Genomic DNA, 1,434 nt, shown 5'->3' with positions numbered 1-1,434 from the left:
GAACTCCCCTGGTTTTCAGAGAGAACCAAGCCTGAAATCAAAGGCTTATCGGGCTGTCGAGGCAGTTCTCGATGAAAACTCGGGCAGTTCTTCCCGTACAGTACGTACTTCACACTGTGTAAAACCTACAGGTACCTCAGCCGTGAACCTGCACTGGCCGGCATGTCTCTCGATGGATGAGAGCGAACGCCAGGCGACTCAGCTGCTGATGGCGGAGCTGGCCGGCGACACCCAGCAGGCGATTCTCGACGAGGCGGCAGGGCGCGTGAGCGGTGGCTCGGTGCGAAACCCCAAGGGCTTCCTGCGAGGGCTGATCAAGCGAGCCATCGGTGGCGAGTTCGTGGCAACCGGCTACGCCCAGGCTCAGGCGGAGCGCCGGGCGGGGAGGGCGCCCCAGGGGGCTTCCGCCGCCGCCGAGCGGCCGGCAGCTCGAAGCGTACCGCCGTCCTCCCCCCGGACAGCGGAGCCGTCGATTGCCGAGCCGAGCACCACCTCGCCCGAGGAAGCCCAAGCCGCCCGAGAGCAGTGTCTGCGCTCGCTGGGGTTGTGGCCATCGGCCGGGAAAAACCCACTCAGCGGCCATTAACGATTCCCCTGTCTTCCCCGCATCAACTGATTGACAGTGCCTGCCGTACCGCGGACACACATCAGCATGAGGGCAACGCGACATGGCCGTTGATCGCCTGGGAGCACTGCGCAGCAAGATCGAGCTGACGCTACACACCCATCACGCAGCACGGATCTGGAAGGGGCGAGGCGTCGAGACAGGGCGTCCGCAGATTATCGGCATGCGGCAGTTTCTGCTGATCTGCGGTGCGATCAAGCAGAACGCCGCCAAGGATGACCCCTATGCGGATCACTGGCTGCTGCAGCTGGATGCCAAGCTCGCCGAGACGCGAGCTCAGCTGGACCAGCGCCTTCAGGAGCTGGATAACCTGCTGGCTCAGCTGCCGCCAGAGCTGGACGTGGAAGAGAATCTCAACCAGCAGCCCCTCAAGATTCCCGTCTATACGGGCGGCCAACACGGCTGGCTCGCTCTGCGCCTGCTGATCGATTTCGACCGCTTCGTCAGGCGCGTCATGCTTGCTCACCATATCGCCCTGATTGGCCGGCGACAGATGGAGGAATACGTCCGGGTGGGGGGTCACCTCCTGCGCAGCCTGTGCGCGAGCACCCAGAAGTACCCCGGCTTCAGCGGTGCCACCCGGGATGACTTTGCCGCCAACAATGCCAAGGCTCGAGACGCCATCGAGAAGTTCGGCGCACTCCCTGACGATGTGCTCTCCGGCAAGCGGCGCAGCGAGTTTGCACCGCCAATTGCCAAGCCAGCTGAGGCCGCGAGGGCCGGCAGCGACGGCGAGTCGAAAGGAGACTCACCGCCTTCCGCTGGGGAGCCAGGAGACGCTCCCTCGACGTGATTCCACTGGAATCACC

At 64.2% G+C, this 1,434-nt stretch carries 1 protein-coding gene and 1 pseudogene; both read left to right on the top strand.

Features of this window, described 5'->3' with window-relative positions; genetic code table 11:
• Positions 1 to 586 (top strand): annotated as a pseudogene (locus Q673_RS22915) (hypothetical protein); the annotation flags it as partial.
• A gap of 82 nt (positions 587 to 668) precedes the next feature.
• Positions 669 to 1,418 (top strand): PFL_4669 family integrating conjugative element protein, encoded by a 750-nt coding sequence (locus Q673_RS22910; RefSeq protein WP_023004985.1) that lies wholly within the window; start codon positions 669 to 671, stop codon positions 1,416 to 1,418.
• Positions 1,419 to 1,434: the final 16 nt, after the last annotated feature.

Source organism: Halomonas sp. PBN3, from assembly GCF_000475415.1.
Classification (GTDB): domain Bacteria; phylum Pseudomonadota; class Gammaproteobacteria; order Pseudomonadales; family Halomonadaceae; genus Halomonas; species Halomonas shengliensis.
Note: the sequence above shows the minus strand (reverse complement) of the source record. Positions and strands in the feature narration are given on the sequence as shown.

Coding starts and splice junctions, on each gene's coding strand:
- Q673_RS22910 (WP_023004985.1), top strand. CDS start 669: ATGGCCGTTGATCGCCTGGGAGCACTGCGCAGCAAGATCGAGCTGACG.